The organism is Bradyrhizobium sp. Ken51 (assembly GCF_055807435.1).
Genome location: NZ_JBVVPB010000110.1, coordinates 1 through 1,497, shown reverse-complemented (window position 1 = coordinate 1,497; position 1,497 = coordinate 1). Strand labels below are relative to the sequence as shown.

1 protein-coding gene is annotated in these 1,497 nt (G+C 57.9%); it reads right to left on the bottom strand.

Features of this window, described 5'->3' with window-relative positions:
* Positions 1–374 precede the first annotated feature (374 nt).
* Positions 375–1,403: an IS110 family RNA-guided transposase gene (locus AC0L27_RS41010; protein WP_473323770.1), complete on the bottom strand. Its 1,029-nt coding sequence runs from the start codon at positions 1,401–1,403 to the stop codon at positions 375–377.
* Positions 1,404–1,497 lie beyond the last annotated feature (94 nt).

The window sequence follows — 1,497 nt, the reverse complement described above, 5'->3', positions numbered from 1 at the left end:
ATCGGCCCTTTAATTGCGGTTTGTTGTCAAGCTACCATTCTTCTTCTCTCCAGTGACACGCCGGTAGCGATTGCTCCGTCGGAGCTGGTCAGGTTGCGGAGACGGAGCGATCGCGGATGGCGAGACGATTGCCTAGCGGGCTTGGCAATCGACGTCGTTGGCGGCTTCGTCGGGTTGGGTTGATGTCGTAGCTGGGGTCATGGTCCTTTCCGAGGTCGCGAGCGCCTCATGATGATGTCCGGATCGGGCGCCTCAACGTTTGCAGCGGAGTGCGGGCGAACCGCCACCAGCCGATTGACCGAGGTCACCACGACCACCGTCCCAGCGGGACATCGCCAGTCCGGCGGACCGGACCAGGAACTTGCGAGCAAATATCAGATTGGCTTCGGCTGGCCCCAGTCGAACGACGTGCCATCGACCCAGATGCAGTGGAGAATCACGGCGATCTTTCGGGCGATGGCGACCTTTGCCTTCTTCATGCCGATCCGCTTGGCGAGCTTCATGCCCCAGGCCTTTAGGGAAGACCACTTTTTGGTTCGATAAAGAAGGACAGTGGCGGCCTCGAACAAGTAAGTTCGGAGAAGCCGGTCGCCCCATCGAGATATCTTTCCGTTGGTGTCGGTTTCGCCGGATTGGCTGCGCCTCGGCGTAAGGCCTAGGTAGGCGCCGACCGTCGAAGCCGATCGGAAGCGCGAGGGGTCATCGATCGTGTGGCGGAACGTTAGGGCCGTCACGACACCGACCCCCGGGACCGTCATCAGGCGACGCGTCGTGTCGTCCAGCTTTGCCAACCGGCGGACCTCGTTGTCGAACTTACCTTGTTGTTGACAAACGTTCTCATGGATCGAGAGCAGCGGCGATATCACGCTGAGAAGCAAATGATCGACGCCCAAGAGTTCGCTGACCCGGTTGCGGAATTGTTGGCCGATCGCGCGAGGGAACAGCAATCCACATTCCTTGATCAAGCTGCGAACTTGGTTCTCGATGTCTCGGCGCATGGACACTAGCCGAGATCTGGCGACAAGGATCGCTCGGATCTTCTGGCTTTCCTCACTTTTGACTTTTACCTCTCGATACCATCCAACCCGCACCAGTTCGGCAAGCCCTCGCGCATCATTCTGATCGCTCTTGTTCATTCGGACCGACAAAGCTGCGTGCGCATGCCGAGCGTCGATGCAGACCACCGGAAGTTCAACCCTGCGGAGTTCATGCCATAGCCAACTTGCCATCGCACCGGTCTCGAAGCCGATACGCTCGGCATGAGGCGCATGTTTGTTAAGCAGGTCAGTCAAGGCACCAGGATTAGACCTGGCTTTCCCTTCGAATATTACTTGACCGGTCTCGTTGACAACGCACACAGCGGTTTCTCTCTGTGAGACGTCCAACCCGACATACTGCTTCATGGGAGCTCCTTCGAATCATTTGATTGCGAGGGCTCAACGATAACGGAGGTTGTCTGCCACGAGCGCCGACCGCAATTACGTCATCGTTTGCAAA

Bases quoted from the DNA above. Each gene is read 5' to 3' on its own strand.
- AC0L27_RS41010 (WP_473323770.1), bottom strand. From the start codon at position 1,403: ATGAAGCAGTATGTCGGGTTGGACGTCTCACAGAGAGAAACCGCTGTG.